This window comes from Pseudomonas sp. SD17-1 (genome assembly GCF_029201585.1).
In the GTDB taxonomy this organism is placed as follows: domain Bacteria; phylum Pseudomonadota; class Gammaproteobacteria; order Pseudomonadales; family Pseudomonadaceae; genus Aquipseudomonas; species Aquipseudomonas palmensis.
The window spans coordinates 1,567,429-1,580,814 of the sequence record NZ_CP104044.1 but is presented as its reverse complement, the minus strand read 5'-3'; the positions used below and the strand labels follow the sequence as shown (position 1 = coordinate 1,580,814).

General features: G+C 64.7%; 13 protein-coding genes. 7 read left to right on the top strand and 6 right to left on the bottom strand.

What is annotated here, in order from left to right; all coding sequences use genetic code 11:
- Window positions 1-3 precede the first annotated feature (3 nt).
- Window positions 4-1,311 (top strand): FAD-binding oxidoreductase, encoded by a 1,308-nt coding sequence (locus N0B28_RS07225; protein WP_054914947.1) that lies wholly within the window; start codon window positions 4-6, stop codon window positions 1,309-1,311.
- A 90-nt stretch (window positions 1,312-1,401) separates the two neighbouring features.
- Here the strand turns inward: N0B28_RS07225 and fadD1 are convergent, their stop codons facing one another.
- Both fadD1 and fadD2 read right to left on the bottom strand, forming a co-directional pair.
- Window positions 1,402-3,099 carry a long-chain-fatty-acid--CoA ligase FadD1 gene (fadD1, locus tag N0B28_RS07220; protein ID WP_043864162.1) on the bottom strand — a complete coding sequence of 566 codons (1,698 nt, stop codon included), beginning with the start codon at window positions 3,097-3,099 and terminating at the stop codon, window positions 1,402-1,404.
- Between the two features lie 283 nt (window positions 3,100-3,382).
- Complete coding sequence (gene fadD2 / locus N0B28_RS07215; protein WP_058541533.1) at window positions 3,383-5,071, bottom strand: long-chain-fatty-acid--CoA ligase FadD2; 1,689 nt, start codon at window positions 5,069-5,071, stop codon at window positions 3,383-3,385.
- Window positions 5,072-5,272: 201 nt separating this feature from the next.
- On the opposite strand from fadD2, the gene N0B28_RS07210 reads away from it, so the two are divergent.
- Genes N0B28_RS07210 through N0B28_RS07200 form a run of 3 tightly spaced genes read left to right on the top strand, consistent with a single transcriptional unit; the run spans window position 5,273 to window position 7,519 of the window.
- Window positions 5,273-6,217, top strand: a complete 945-nt coding sequence (locus N0B28_RS07210; RefSeq protein ID WP_088514503.1) for an alpha/beta hydrolase — start codon at window positions 5,273-5,275, stop codon at window positions 6,215-6,217.
- A 42-nt stretch (window positions 6,218-6,259) separates the two neighbouring features.
- Window positions 6,260-6,730, top strand: a complete 471-nt coding sequence (locus N0B28_RS07205) for a MaoC family dehydratase (RefSeq protein WP_043864165.1) — start codon at window positions 6,260-6,262, stop codon at window positions 6,728-6,730.
- A gap of 9 nt (window positions 6,731-6,739) precedes the next feature.
- Window positions 6,740-7,519: an AraC family transcriptional regulator gene (locus N0B28_RS07200; RefSeq protein WP_088514502.1), complete on the top strand. Its 780-nt coding sequence runs from the start codon at window positions 6,740-6,742 to the stop codon at window positions 7,517-7,519.
- Between the two features lie 193 nt (window positions 7,520-7,712).
- Here the strand turns inward: N0B28_RS07200 and N0B28_RS07195 are convergent, their stop codons facing one another.
- The 4 genes from N0B28_RS07195 to N0B28_RS07180 form a co-directional block, all read right to left on the bottom strand.
- Window positions 7,713-8,372: a LysE family translocator gene (locus N0B28_RS07195; protein ID WP_078481629.1), complete on the bottom strand. Its 660-nt coding sequence runs from the start codon at window positions 8,370-8,372 to the stop codon at window positions 7,713-7,715.
- A gap of 82 nt (window positions 8,373-8,454) precedes the next feature.
- Window positions 8,455-8,787 carry a type II toxin-antitoxin system HicB family antitoxin gene (locus tag N0B28_RS07190; RefSeq protein WP_043864168.1) on the bottom strand — a complete coding sequence of 111 codons (333 nt, stop codon included), beginning with the start codon at window positions 8,785-8,787 and terminating at the stop codon, window positions 8,455-8,457.
- Window positions 8,784-9,038, bottom strand: a complete 255-nt coding sequence (locus tag N0B28_RS07185) for a type II toxin-antitoxin system HicA family toxin (protein ID WP_081315179.1) — start codon at window positions 9,036-9,038, stop codon at window positions 8,784-8,786. Before N0B28_RS07185 ends, N0B28_RS07190 begins: the two co-directional genes overlap by 4 nt.
- A 57-nt stretch (window positions 9,039-9,095) precedes the next feature.
- On the bottom strand, window positions 9,096-10,052 hold the full coding sequence (locus tag N0B28_RS07180) for a threonine dehydratase (RefSeq protein ID WP_275731212.1): 957 nt from the start codon (window positions 10,050-10,052) through the stop codon (window positions 9,096-9,098).
- Window positions 10,053-10,140: 88 nt separating this feature from the next.
- Here N0B28_RS07180 and N0B28_RS07175 point away from each other — a divergent pair, with 88 nt between their 5' ends.
- The 3 genes from N0B28_RS07175 to ada all read left to right on the top strand — a co-directional run bounded on the left by N0B28_RS07175 (window position 10,141) and on the right by ada (window position 13,386).
- Window positions 10,141-11,466 carry a PLP-dependent aminotransferase family protein gene (locus tag N0B28_RS07175; RefSeq protein ID WP_196932139.1) on the top strand — a complete coding sequence of 442 codons (1,326 nt, stop codon included), beginning with the start codon at window positions 10,141-10,143 and terminating at the stop codon, window positions 11,464-11,466.
- Window positions 11,467-11,598: 132 nt separating this feature from the next.
- On the top strand, window positions 11,599-12,222 hold the full coding sequence (locus tag N0B28_RS07170) for a DNA-3-methyladenine glycosylase (protein WP_275731210.1): 624 nt from the start codon (window positions 11,599-11,601) through the stop codon (window positions 12,220-12,222).
- A gap of 93 nt (window positions 12,223-12,315) precedes the next feature.
- Window positions 12,316-13,386 (top strand): bifunctional DNA-binding transcriptional regulator/O6-methylguanine-DNA methyltransferase Ada, encoded by a 1,071-nt coding sequence (ada, locus tag N0B28_RS07165; RefSeq protein WP_043864172.1) that lies wholly within the window; start codon window positions 12,316-12,318, stop codon window positions 13,384-13,386.

Sequence of the window (13,386 nt, the reverse complement as noted above, 5' to 3'; positions counted from 1 at the left end):
CCCATGAATGCAGCCCTCAACCACGGCACCGCCCAGCGCAGCGCCTCCTACTACACCGCCAGCCTGAACGACACCACCCAGTACCCGACCCTGCAGGGCACGGTCGAGGTCGACGTGGTGATCATCGGTGGCGGCTTCACCGGCGTGGCCAGCGCGGTGGAACTGGCCGAGCGCGGTCTGAAGGTGGCCATCGTCGAAACCAACCGTATCGGCTGGGGCGCCAGCGGGCGCAACGGCGGCCAGGTCACCGGCAGCCTGTCGGGTGACGAGGCCATGCGCAAACAGATGCGCAAGCGCCTGGGCGATGACGTGGACGATTTCATCTGGCAACTGCGCTTTCGCGGCCACGACATCATCCAGCAACGGGTCGAACGCTACGCCATCGACTGCGACCTCAAGCACGGCCACCTGCACGCGGCCATGAAGCCTGCGCACATGACCGAACTGCAGGCCTTCGCCGACGAAGCCCAGCGGCGCGGCATGGGCGAGCAGGTGCAGATGCTCGACCGCGAGGCGGTGCGCCAGCACCTGGACAGCCCGTTGTACCTGGGCGCGCTGAAGAACCTGCGCAACCTGCACCTGCACCCGCTCAACCTGTGCCTGGGCGAGGCGCGGGCGGCGCACCAGCTGGGCGCGCTGATCTTCGAAAACTCCGAAGTGCTGGAGATCGTGCATGGTGACAAACCTGCGGTTGTCACGGCCAAGGGCCGGGTCAACGCACGCCAGGTGATGCTGGCCGGCGACGTGTACCACAAGCTGGAAAAGCCCCAGCTCAAGGGCAAGATCTTCCCGGCCATGGGCGGCATCGTGACCACCACCCCACTGGGCGAGCTGGCCCGCAAGCTAAACCCGCAGGACCTGGCGGTGTACGACTGCCGCTTCGTGCTCGACTATTACCGCATGACCGCAGACGGGCGCCTGCTGTTCGGTGGCGGGGCCAACTACTCGGGACGTGATTCGCGGGATATCGCGGGGGAGCTGCGCCCGTGCATCGAGGCGACCTTTCCGGCGCTCAAGGGCGTGCCGATCGAGTTCCAGTGGAGCTGCGCGATGGGCATCGTGGTCAACCGCATTCCACAGTTGGGCAAGCTGTCGGACAACGTGTGGTACTGCCAGGGGTATTCGGGGCATGGCATTGCCACCAGCCACATCATGGGCGAGATCATGGCCGAAGCGATCACCGGCACATTGAGCCGATTCGATACCTTTGCCGGCTGCAGCCACATCAAGGTGCCGATGGGCGATGTGCTGGGCAACCCATTGCTGGCGGCGGGGATGTGGTACTACCAGATGCTTGAGAAACTGCGTTGAAAACATCGCGGGTCAAGCCCGCTCCCACAGGGATCACTACTGTCCTAGTGGGAGCGGGCTTGACCCGCGATGAGGCCCGAAGGTTAAACCTCAGGCGATCTTCTTGAGGCCCAGCTTCTTCAACTCTTCATCGCGCAACTCGCGCCGCAGGATCTTGCCCACGTTGGTGGTCGGCAAGGCATCGCGGAACTCGATCAGGCGCGGCACCTTGTACGCCGTGACATTGGCGCGCATGTGCTCCATCACCTGGTCCTTGGTCAGGGTCACACCCGGCCGCGCCACGATGAAGATCTTGATCAGTTCGCCCGATTTCTCGTCCGGCACGCCAATGGCGGCGCACTGCAACACGCCCGGCAGGGTCGCCAGCACGTCTTCGAGTTCGTTCGGGTAAACGTTGAAGCCAGACACCAGAATCATGTCCTTCTTGCGGTCGACGATGCGCATGTAGCCATCGGTCTGGATCACCGCGATATCACCGGTCTTGAGCCAGCCGTCGGCATCCAGGATCTCGGTGGTCGCCTCTTCGCGCTGCCAGTAGCCCTTCATCACCTGCGGGCCCTTGATGCACAGCTCGCCGATCTCGCCCAGCGCCAGCTCCTTGCCATTGTCGTCGATCACCTTGCACAGGGTCGACGGCAGCGGAATGCCGATGGTACCGATCTGGTTGTGCTCGGCCGGGTTGACCGCCGCCACCGGGCTGGTCTCGGTCATGCCGTAGCCTTCGCAGATGGAGCAACCGGTGACGCTCTTCCAGCGCTCGGCCACCGCCACCTGCAGGGCCATGCCGCCCGACAGGGTGAGCTTGAGCCCCGAGAAGTCCATCTTGCGGAAGGTCTCGTTGTTGCACAGGGCCACGAACAGGGTGTTCAGGCCGACGAAGCCGGTGAACTTCCACTTGGACAGTTCCTTGACCATCGCCGGCAGGTCGCGCGGGTTGCTGATCAGGATGTTGTGGCTGCCGATCAGCATCATCGCCATGCAATGGAAGGTGAAGGCATAGATGTGGTACAGCGGCAGCGGCGTGATCAGCACCTCGCAGCCCTCGCCCAGGTTCGAGCCCATCAGCGCACGGCATTGCAGCATGTTGGCCACCAGGTTGCGGTGGGTCAGCATCGCACCCTTGGCCACACCCGTGGTGCCACCGGTGTACTGCAGCACGGCGACATCGCCGCTGTCGGGGCTGACTTCGTTGACCGCCTTGCCCTGCCCCTTGGCCAGCGCATCGTTGAACTTGACGGCCTTGGGCAGGTGGTAGGCCGGCACCATCTTTTTCACGTACTTGATCACACTATTGATCAGCAGACGCTTGAGCGGTGGCAGCAGGTCGGCCACTTCGGTGACAATGATGTGCTTGACCTGGGTCTTGGGAACGACCTTTTCGGCCAGGTGGGCCATGTTGGCCAGGCACACCAGCGCCTTGGCACCGGAATCGTTGAACTGGTGTTCCAGCTCCCGCGCGGTGTACAGCGGGTTGGTGTTGACCACGATGAGCCCGGCGCGCATCGCACCGAAGACGGCCACGGGGTATTGCAATACGTTTGGCAGTTGTACCGCAATGCGGTCACCGGGCTGCAGGTCGGTATGCTGCTGCAGGTAGGCGGCAAACGCCCCCGACAGCTCATACAGCTCGCCATAGGTGAGGGTCTTGCCCAGGTTGCTGAACGCCGGCTTGTCGGCGAAACGCTGGCAGGACTGCTTCAATACCGCTTGAATGTTCGGATACTCATCAGGATTGATTTGCGAGGCAACCCCGGCTGGGTACTTATCCTTCCAAAAGTGTTCGATCATGGAAGCCCACTCCTCCAGCAACAGCGAAATCTTCTCCGCAGTCGACGCGATTATTATTGATATGTGATGACGGATTGCTACAAACCGAAGCATCAGAAGCGCGCCGAGAGTAGCAGCTTTGCCAGAGGGCGCCTAGAGCCAAAGTGGGCCGCAAAGTCACATAAATGACTAACGAATACCCAGTAGTCATTTTTAGAGTAAAGGGTCTATTCAGCAAAAGCTTCGCCGGCAAGGCCGGCTCCTACACGGCAAAGTAGGAGCCAGCCTGGCCGGCGAATGGCTTTCAGGCGATATCGCGCAATTCCCGGCGCAGGATCTTGCCCACCGGGGTCATCGGCAGCGAATCACGCAGCACGATCTGCTTGGGCACCTTGTAGCCGGTGAAGTTGGCCTTGCAGTAGGCCTTGAGCTCCTCGACGCTCACGCCGCCATCGCGTGGCACCACGAACAGTTTCACCGCCTCGCCGGAACGCTCGTCCGGCACTCCGATGGCCGCGCAGTTGGCCACCTTGGGGTGCGCCATCACCACGTCCTCGATCTCGTTGGGGTACACGTTGAAGCCCGACACGATGATCATGTCCTTCTTGCGGTCGACGATGCGCGTGAAGCCGTCCGGGTCGATCACTGCAATATCGCCGGTCTTGAGCCAGCCCTGCGCATCGAGCACCTCGGCGGTGGCGTCCGGACGCTGCCAGTAGCCCTTCATCACCTGCGGCCCCTTGATGCACAGCTCACCGCGCTCGCCCAGGGCCAGCTCGTTGCCGTCATCATCGATCACCTTGTACGCCGTATCGGGCAGCGGTATGCCGACCGTACCCAGGCGCGCCTGCTGGCCGTAGGGGTTGGTGCTGGCTACCGGCGAGGTTTCGGTCAGGCCATAGCCTTCGACGATGCGACACCCCGTGATGCTCTCCCAGCGCTCGGCAGTGGCCTTGACCAGCGCCGTGCCGCCGGAGTTGGTGACCTTCAGCGAGGAGAAATCCAGGTGCTTGAAATCCGGATTTTCCATCAGTGCCACGAACAGCGTGTTCAGGCCCAGCAATGCCGAGAAGCGCCACTTTTTCAGCTCTTTGACAAAGCCCGGTATGTCGCGCGGGTTGGTGATCAGCACGTTGTGATTGCCGGTGACCATCATGCACATGCAGTTCGCGGTGAAGGCATAGATGTGATACAGCGGCAGCGGCGCGATCATCACCTCCTGGCCTTCCTTGATCATTCTCTGCCCGTCCGGCCCCAGCTGCGAAAAGCACGCCAGCACCTGCAGCATGTTGGCCACCAGGTTGCCGTGGGTGAGCATCGCGCCCTTGGGCAGGCCGGTGGTGCCGCCGGTGTACTGCAGCACCGCCACGTCATCGAGCGTCACCTGCACCGGCTTGAGCGCATGGCCACGGCCCTGGCGCATCACCTGCCGGAACGGCACCGCCTGGGGCAGGTGATACGCCGGCACCATCTTCTTGACCCGCGCCACCACGGTGTTCACCAGCCAGCCCTTGGCCAGCGGCAGCAGGTCGCCCATCTTCGCCTCGATCAGCACCTCGATGCCGGTATCGGGCAGCACCTCCTGCACCAGCTTGCCGAACATGTTCAGGTACACCAGGGCACGGGCGCCGGAGTCCTTGAACTGGTGGCGCATCTCGCGCGCGGTGTACAGCGGGTTGGTGTTGACCACGATCAGCCCGGCACGCATCGCGCCGAACACGGCAATCGGGTACTGCAGCACGTTGGGCATCTGCACCGCGATGCGATCACCCGGGACCAGGTCGGTGTGCTGTTGCAGGTAGCCGGCAAAGGCCGCGGACTGGCGATCCAGATCGGCGTAGGTCAGGGTGACGCCCAGGTTGGTGAACGCCGGGCGGTCGGCGAAGCGCTTGCAGGAGCGCTCGAACACCTCCAGCACCGACTTGTAGACAGTCAGGTCGATATGTGAGGGCACGCCCGCGGGGCGCTTGTCATTCCAGAAGTCAGCTTGCATTTATTCTTGTCCTCATTCCTGAGCCTGTGGGCTGCCTGCATGCAGAAAATCGCATCGTGTGCCGACGTTAGCAGTTAAGCCGCAGGGGGCAAACATGCCAAGACCTGTCATTAACATTCTGAATCTTGTTGCCATCATCCGTTCAATTACACAAATGGGCTATACACTTGCAGGATCAGTCACTTGCGCAAGGGAACCGCCATGAACCACGACGTGTTCTGGCTGCCGGCCAGCAACCATTGCAGCCTGCATGTGTATCAATGGCTGCCCGCCGCGCCGATCCGGGCCGTGGTGCTGCTGGCCCATGGCATGGCCGAGCATGCCGGGCGCTACCAGCGCCTCGGGCAGGCACTGAGCGCTGCCGGCTTCGCGCTGTATGCCCACGACCAGCGCGGCCACGGGCGCACCGCCGAACACGGCACCCTGGGGCTGTTCGCAAGCCACCAGGGCTGGGACAGCGTGGTCAACGACCTGGCCAGCCTGGCCCAGCACATCGGCCAGCAGCACCCGGGCGCCCCGCTGTTCCTGTTCGGCCACAGCATGGGCAGCTACATCGTCCAGGCCTACCTGCTGCACCACAGCGCCAGCCTGCAGGGGGCGGTGCTCAGCGGCTCCAACTTCCAGCCACCGGCGCTGTACCGCGCGGCCTGCGTGATCGCCCGCCTCGAAGCCTGGCGCCAGGGCCCGCTGGGACGCAGCGCCCTGATCGACTGGCTGTCGTTCGGTTCGTTCAACAAGGCGTTCAAGCCCAACCGCACGGCCTTCGACTGGCTCAGCCGCGACAGCGCCGAGGTCGACGCCTACGTGGCCGACCCGCTGTGCGGGTTTCGCTGCACCAACCGCCTGTGGGTCGACCTGCTGATGGGCCTGGAACACATCAGCCAGCCGCGGCACCTGGCACAGATCGATCCCAACCTGCCGATCCTGGTGATGGGCGGCGAATGTGATCCGGTGAGCGCCGGCAAGCGTCTGAAGGATCTGGTCGGCGCCCTGCGCCTTGCCGGCAATCAGCGCGTGCAATTGCAGCTCTACCCGCAGGCACGCCATGAACTGCTCAACGAAACCAACCGTGACGAGGTGACGGCGGCGCTCATCGCCTGGCTCGAGCAGGGGCTGACCCAGGGCCGCCCTGCCCGCAGCGAGTGATACAGTACGCACCTTGTCCGAACCTTGAAGGAAACAGCCTGCATGACCCAGGTCACCAACACGCCTTACGAAGCCCTCGAAGTGGGCCAGACCGCCAGCTTCAGCAAGACGGTCGAAGAACGCGACATCCAGCTGTTCGCCGCGATGTCCGGTGACCACAACCCGGTGCACCTGGATGCCGAATTCGCGGCCAGGAGCATGTTCAAGGAACGCATTGCCCACGGCATGTTCAGCGGCGCGCTGATCAGTGCCGCAGTGGCCTGCGAACTGCCCGGCCCCGGCACCATCTACCTGGGCCAGCAGATGAGCTTCCAGAAGCCGGTGAAGATCGGCGACACCCTGACCGTGCGCCTGGAAATCCTCGAGAAGCTGCCCAAGTTCCGCGTGCGCATTGCCACCCGCGTGTTCAACCAGCACGACGAACTGGTGGTGGACGGCGAAGCCGAGATCCTCGCCCCGCGCAAGCAGCAGAGCGTCGATCTGGTGAGCCCGCCGCCGATCACCATCGGCTGATAGCGTCCCATGGCGCTGGTTACCGAGCACCTGCAGGCGGGCGGCCTGGTCGAGGCCTACTGGGTCAGGGCCAGCGCCGCCAGCTTTCCGCGTCATGCCCATGACGAGTATGTGCTGGGCGTTAACCTGAGCGGTTGCGAGCAGATCTGGCTGGACGGACGTGAGCTGCAGGCGGCGCCGGGTCAGGTGACCCTGTACAACCCGCTGGCGGTGCAGGCCTCCACCTTCGACCCGGCAGGCGTGGAGTACATCAGCCTGCACCTGGCACCCGAGGCGATTGCCCGGTTGGTCAGCCAGAACAACCTGAACAGCCCGCTGTTCGAGCAAGGCGTGTTCGACCAGCCTGCGCTGTGCCAGGCGATCGTGGCCTTCGCCCGTGCGCCGGCACACTCCGGCCATCAGGAGGAAGCCTTGTTGGCCCTGCTGGCGCAATGGCTGGAGCAGTCGCCCGGCAGGCCCGGCGAATACAGCCACGCATTGGCCCAGGCGCTGCAGTTCATGCGCCAGCACCTGGGGCACAAGCTTGAGCTGGACGAGCTTGCGCAGGTGGCCGGGTTGAGCAAGTACCACTTCGTGCGCAGCTTCAAGAAGGCCACAGGGCTGGCACCCCTGCAGTACCACATGCAACTGCGCCTGATCGAGGCACGCCGTTGCCTGCGCGCCGGCCTGCACCCGCTGGACGTGGCCCAGCTTCTGGGCTTCTACGACCAGAGCCATTTCATCAACAGTTTTCGCCGGGTAATGGGCGCCACGCCCCATCATTACTGGCAGGCGTTCAAGCCTTCATAAGCAAAAGAGCTGCTGGCGCAGCCCTGACCGGTCAATGCGGCAAAAAGCCTGCCGTCCCGTCCTTGGAACGTTTTGCCGTGCGTTTTTCCTTGGCGGTTTTGGCGGGTTTCTTCTTGACCGATTTTTTCGCATCCAGACCTTTCATGACAGGCCCTCCGCTGAGCGCGACACCTGCTTGCCGGTGACCGATTGATTATAGACCCGCCCCGGCGACCGGCGCGGCGAGGATGAATTCGCGGTAGCCCGATACGATCACGTACACCGCGAAATAGCAGAAGATGCCCGCCGAGGCCAGGTACGACCAGGTCAGCAGACGGTCGCCCAGCAGGCGCCCGCCGTGGCTGGCCAAGGTGCACAGCGACGCGCACCACAGCAGCCCGGCAATGAAGAACCCGCTGAGAAACAACCCGGCCTCGAGCATGCCGCCTGCGCCGGAGCGCGAGATCAGCACCCCGCCGACTGCGGCAAACCACAGGATCGCGCTGGGCGAAGACATGGCCAGAAAGATGCCGCGCAGAAACTCGCGCCAGGGCGATTCGCGCACCACCTGCTGGCTGGTGTCCATATGCGCATTGCCGCGCCAGGCGGCCAGCAGCATCTTCAGTGCAAACCACACCAGCAGCAGCGAACCGCCCACCCACAACACCCAGCGCACGCTGGTGAACTGCAGCAGCACGGTCATGCCGAGCAATGCCGCCACGGCATAGATCAGATCCCCCACACAGGTGCCCAGCCCCAGCCAGAAGCCCTGCAGAAAGCCGCGCTGCATGGCCAGGGTGATCATGGCGATATTGGCCACGCCGATATCCAGGCACAACGACAGGCTGAGAAGAAATCCGTTGGAAAATGGCATGAACGCTCGACTACCGACGATGAAGGTCAGGCGTCATTAGACTCAGTGAGGGAGGGTGGTGTATTGGAAGAAATTGCCGTGCTCAGGCCCGCGCGGCCCGCTCGAAGACCTCATCGGCCCATTGATTGAGACTCTTGCCTGCAGCCTGCGCCGCGATGCTGGCAGCGGCGTGCACCTCTGGCCGGATACGCAGCATCACCTTGCCAGAAGCCGGTTTCTCGGGAGCGATGCCCTGTTCAGCACAATCGGCCAGGTAGTCTTCAAGCGCCAGGCTAAACGCTTCATGCAGCGCACTCACGGAGCTTGCGTGAAAACTGATGATGTCTCGAACCCCGAGTACCCGCCCGACGAAGATATCGTCGCGTGCGTCGTATTCGACACGAGCCGAATAGCCCTTGTAAGTCATGCTGCTCATACTTGAACTCCTGCCCGCGAGAGAAATTCACGGGCTTCTTCAACCTGATATCGCTTGGCCTCTTTGCCTGGGTGCGGGCGGTGGCAGCGCCACTGCTGATCGCCCAGCACCAGCTTGAGCCTTGAGCCCTCACGCTCGATGACCCGCCCCCCAAGATGGAGAACCAGCGCTTCAATATCGGAGAAGACCACAGAAGAAAGGGTCGGTATCCGAAAAATGGCATCGAGGGTCTTTCGATATCGATTGTTCATCGGAAAATGCTATCAAAATAAGATAGCATTTTTTCCAAAGGAGTCATTCAGGATCTTTCAGTGACCCGCCAGCACCTGCGCATACCGCTCCCGGTCGATATTGGCGCCACTGAGCACCACTGCCACCTTGCGCCCCTGCTGATGCTCGCGCTCCTGCAACAACGCCGCCAGCCCCGCCGCACCGGCACCTTCGGCGGTGTTGTGCGTGTCTTCGTGGAAGATGCGCATGGCGTTGGCGATTTCAGGGTCGCTGACGCGCACCACCCGCGCCGCGCCCTGGCGGATGATCTCGAACGCCTCGGGCAAGGGCATGCGGCATGCCATGCCGTCGGCGAAGGTGTTGGCGGTTTCGGTGGTGACGATGCGGTTCTGCTCGAAACTCGAGGCAAAGGCATCGGCCTCGGTGGACACCACCCCGACGATCTCGGTGTGCAGCCCCAGCAGGTCACGGGTACGAATCAGCCCGCAGATGCCCGAGCCCATGCCGATCGGCACGTACACGCAGTCCAGCGCCGGTACGGCCTCGAACAGCTCCAGCGCGTAGGTGGCCACGCCGCGGATCAGGTCCGGGTGGAACGGCGGCACGCTTTCATAGCCGTGCACCTGCGCCAGTCGCGCCGCCTCGGCCCGCGCCAGGTCGAAATCGGCGCCATGCTCCACCAGTTGCGCACCCAGCGCGCGCATGGCGGCATTCTTTTCCCGCGAGTTGCCCTCGGGCACCACGATGATGATCGGCAACCCGGCACTGCGCGCCGCCAGCGCCAGGCTCTGCCCGTGGTTGCCACGGGTGGCGGTGACCAGCCCGCGCACCGTGGGTGAGCGCGCCAGCAGCGCCTGCACGTACAGCAGCCCGCCGCGAACCTTGAAGGCACCGGTGGGCGCGTGGTTCTCGTGCTTGACCCACACCTGGCAGCCCACGCGTTCGGCCAGGCGCGGCCAGGCGTACTGGGGCGTGGCAGGAACGCAGGTGTGTACCAGGCGGGCAGCGTCGCGCAGGGCGGACAGGTCGAACATGAGGCACCTCGATGGCCAGGGGAATTGACCTGATCCTAGTCGCGCCGCATTGTATGGGTGAACCCTTATATTGCATGGCCAACAATAAATGTGGACCCCCACCCTAGGCGACACCTCCCTGCCCCGCTACCTCGAACTGGTCGAGGCGATTGCGCGGGCGATCGAAAGCGGCGAGCTGAAAGTGGGCGAGCGCCTGCCGCCGCAGCGGCGCCTGGCCTGGAACCTGGGCCTTAACCCCAGCACCACCCAGCAGGCGTACCGCGAGGCAGCGGCCCGGCACCTGGTGTCCGGGGAGGTAGGGCGCGGCACCTACGTGCTGGCGGGCAGCAAGGAAGCCACGCTGTTCCGCCTCAAGCAACCCGGCCAGCAAGCGACGCAGATCGACCTGTCGACCAATGTGCCAGTGGCCGACGACAGCAACCCCGACCTGGCGCATGCCTTGCGCCATCTGCTGGAACAAGGCCCTGCCGGCCAGCTCGAGCATTACCTGGGTGCCGAACAGTTGCTGCGCGGGCGCCTTCAGGGCGCCGCCTGGCTGCGCCGGCGCGGCCTGCAACTGGACGAGCGCCAGGTGCTGCTGTGCGGCGGTGCCCAGCTGGGGTTGTTCAACGTGCTGCTTTCGCTGTGCCAGCCAGGAGACGCCGTGATGGTCGAGGCCTTGACCGCACCCGGCATCAAGGCGGCCTGTCGACAGTTGCGCCTGCCGTTGCACGAGGTTGCGCTGGACGGCCAGGGCATCCTGCCCGACGACCTGGACCGTGTCGCACGTGCCACCGGCGCGCGGGTCGTGGTGCTGACGCCGACCCTGCAGAACCCCACCGGCGCCTGCATGGGCGCTGCGCGCCAGGCCGCCATTGCCGCAGTGATCGAGCGCCATGCCCTGACCCTGATCGAGGATGATGTCTACGGTGCCCTGGCCGATACCCCGGCGCTGCTGGCACAGGTGGGCGGGCGCGGCGTGCTGGTCACCAGCCTGTCGAAGAGCGTCGCGGCCGGTTTGCGCCTGGGCTGGATTGTCGGCAGCGCCGAGTTGCTGGCGCGCATCGACCCGCATGCCCAGGCAACACACTGGCCGGTGTCGCCGCTGGACCTGGAGATCGCCTGCCGCTGGATCGATGACGGCACCGCGGCGCGACGCGTGGCCTGGCAGCGTGAAGAAGTGGGTCAGCGCTGGCGGATGGCCAGGCGGATACTGGGCAAGGCATTGGTGGGGGGTGTGCCTTCGCCGCATGTCTGGGTCAACGGTGTGCGCGCCACAGCGTGCCGTGATGCCGGCGTGGCAGTGGTGCCAGCCGAGGTGTTCGCGGTGCGCCAGGGCGACCGGGCAGCGGTGCGCATCAGCCTGTCGGCGGCGCAGAGCCGGGCGCAGTTGAAGCAGGCGCTGGAAAGGGTGGCGGCAGTGGTTTCAGGGTGAGCGGGCCGGCTCCTGCAGAGAAAGCGGTACCGGTGCCGGCGAAGAGGCCCTCCAATTCAATCGCAACATCCGGAGTGAAACCCCAGTCATCTTTTCTACACTGAACCTGCTCCCTTACCCACGGAAACCGGCATGAACCCGCTGTTCTACACCCAGGCCTGCGCCCACCTGGCCAGCCTCAACCCGAAGTGGGCCGCGCATATCGAGCGCATCGGCCCATGCCTGCACCAACCGCTGCCCACCCGCGACCCGTATCAGGCGCTGGTCAGGTCGATTGCCTACCAGCAATTGCACGCCAGGGCCGCCGAAGCGATCCTGCGGCGGTTCCTGGCGCTGTACCCCGGGCAGGCCTTCCCCAGCCCCGAGCAACTGCTGGCCACCGCGCCCGAGCAACTGCGTGCCTGCGGGTTTTCCGCGAGCAAGCTGGCCACTATCCAGGGCATCGCCCAGGCTCGCCTCGACGGCCTGGTACCCGACCATGAGCTGGCCCGCCGTCTCGACGAAACCAGCCTGATCGAGCGCCTGACGCAACTGCGCGGGGTTGGACGCTGGACCGTGGAGATGTTGCTGATCTACACCCTTGAACACATGGACACCCTGCCCGCCGATGACTTTGGCGTGCGCGAAGGCTACCGTCGCCTGTTCGCCCTGCCCGCCCAGCCCACGCGCAAGCAGATGCTGGAACTGGGCGCCCCGTGGAGCCCGTATCGCACCGTGGCCGCCTGGTACCTGTGGCGCGTACCCGCCACCGGCTGAAATCCGGGCGAATTCCACCGCAAGACCCGGAGTGCCGCCCCGCACGGCACCACCTACCCTCACCACATCGCCCTCAGCCAAGAGCCACACGCCATGCCCCGCACACCTTCGATCGATGTCAACGACCCACGCTGGCAAGCCGTGCTGGCCCGCGACGCCGCGGCGGATGATGATTTCGTCTATGGGGTTCGCACCACCGGGGTCTACTGCCGCGCCTCCAGCCCGTCACGGTTGCCGCGCCCGGAGAACGTCGAGTTCTTCGACACTGCCGCCCAGGCCGAGGCCGCCGGCTATCGCCCCAGCCGGCACTACGCCGCCGACCCGCGCCAACTGGCCGAGCAGCATGCCACCCAGGTCACCCGGGCCTGCCAGCTGATCGAAACGGCCGAGGTCGAGCCCAGCCTCAAGCAAGTGGCTGCCCATGTCGGCATGAGCCCGTATCACTTCCACCGGGTGTTCAAGGCCGCGACCGGCCTCACCCCCAAGGCCTACGCCAATGCCAGACGCGCGCACAAGGTACGCCGGCAGCTTGAGCAGCCGGGCTCGATCACCGACGCCCTGTACAAGGCTGGCTACAACTCCAACAGCCGTTTCTACGAAGACAGCAACGCCCGGCTGGGCATGACCCCGGCCGCCTATCGCGCGGGCGGCGCCAATGCCTCGATCCGCTTTGCCATTGCCCAGTGCTCACTCGGCGCGCTGTTGGTGGCCCAAAGCGAGCGCGGGGTGTGCGCCATCCTGCTGGGCGACGACCCCGAGGCGTTGCTGCACGACCTGCAGGACAAGTTTCCCAAAGCCGAACTGATTGGCGCCGACGCCGAATTCGAGCAGTGGGTGGCCAAGGTGGTGGGGTTCATAGAAGCGCCCGCCCTGGGCCTGGACCTGCCGCTGGACCTGCGCGGCACGGCCTTCCAGGAGCGGGTGTGGCAGGCGTTGCGCAGCATCCCGGCAGGCAGCACCGCCAGCTACGCCGAGATCGCCCAGCGCATTGGCGCGCCCAGGGCAGTCAGGGCGGTGGCCCAGGCGTGCGCCGCCAACAGCCTGGCGGTGGCAGTGCCCTGTCATCGGGTCGTACGCAGTGATGGCAACCTGTCCGGCTACCGCTGGGGCGTGGAGCGCAAGCAGGCGCTCCTGGCCCGGGAACAACAGCCCAGTGACCTGTGA

Excerpts from the sequence above, each read along its gene's own strand:
- N0B28_RS07225 (WP_054914947.1), top strand. The coding sequence starts at position 4 with ATGAATGCAGCCCTCAACCACGGCACCGCCCAGCGCAGCGCCTCCTAC.
- fadD1 (WP_043864162.1), bottom strand. The coding sequence starts at position 3,099 with ATGATCGAACACTTTTGGAAGGATAAGTACCCAGCCGGGGTTGCCTCG.
- fadD2 (WP_058541533.1), bottom strand. The coding sequence starts at position 5,071 with ATGCAAGCTGACTTCTGGAATGACAAGCGCCCCGCGGGCGTGCCCTCA.
- N0B28_RS07210 (WP_088514503.1), top strand. The coding sequence starts at position 5,273 with ATGAACCACGACGTGTTCTGGCTGCCGGCCAGCAACCATTGCAGCCTG.
- N0B28_RS07205 (WP_043864165.1), top strand. The coding sequence starts at position 6,260 with ATGACCCAGGTCACCAACACGCCTTACGAAGCCCTCGAAGTGGGCCAG.
- N0B28_RS07200 (WP_088514502.1), top strand. The coding sequence starts at position 6,740 with ATGGCGCTGGTTACCGAGCACCTGCAGGCGGGCGGCCTGGTCGAGGCC.
- N0B28_RS07195 (WP_078481629.1), bottom strand. The coding sequence starts at position 8,372 with ATGCCATTTTCCAACGGATTTCTTCTCAGCCTGTCGTTGTGCCTGGAT.
- N0B28_RS07190 (WP_043864168.1), bottom strand. The coding sequence starts at position 8,787 with ATGAGCAGCATGACTTACAAGGGCTATTCGGCTCGTGTCGAATACGAC.
- N0B28_RS07185 (WP_081315179.1), bottom strand. The coding sequence starts at position 9,038 with ATGAACAATCGATATCGAAAGACCCTCGATGCCATTTTTCGGATACCG.
- N0B28_RS07180 (WP_275731212.1), bottom strand. The coding sequence starts at position 10,052 with ATGTTCGACCTGTCCGCCCTGCGCGACGCTGCCCGCCTGGTACACACC.
- N0B28_RS07175 (WP_196932139.1), top strand. The coding sequence starts at position 10,141 with ATGTGGACCCCCACCCTAGGCGACACCTCCCTGCCCCGCTACCTCGAA.
- N0B28_RS07170 (WP_275731210.1), top strand. The coding sequence starts at position 11,599 with ATGAACCCGCTGTTCTACACCCAGGCCTGCGCCCACCTGGCCAGCCTC.
- ada (WP_043864172.1), top strand. The coding sequence starts at position 12,316 with ATGCCCCGCACACCTTCGATCGATGTCAACGACCCACGCTGGCAAGCC.